Annotated in this window: 1 protein-coding gene; it reads left to right on the plus strand. The window is 40.8% G+C overall.

Going from position 1 to position 260, the window contains the following annotated elements:
* Positions 1-260: 30S ribosomal protein S3 (gene rpsC / locus ACPYOJ_RS35765; protein ID WP_481420444.1), on the plus strand; the 260-nt coding region annotated here is incomplete at both ends.

The following is a 260-nucleotide window of genomic DNA, read 5'->3' on the forward strand; positions in this document are numbered from 1 at the left end:
CCTGAACTTGATGCAGTATTAGTAGCTGACAGTATTGCTAAGCAAATCGAAAACAGAATCTCTTACAGAAGAGCTGTTAAGATGGCAATAGCAGGTACAATGAGAATGGGTGCAGAAGGTATCAAAGTTCAGATCTCTGGTAGATTGAACGGTGCTGAAATGGCAAGATCAGAATCTTTCAAAGACGGAAGAATTCCATTGTCTACTTTCAGAGCAGATATCGATTACCATATCGGTGAGGCACTTACTCAGTACGGAAA

The organism is Rhizobium sp. SVR5-9E (assembly GCF_056755095.1).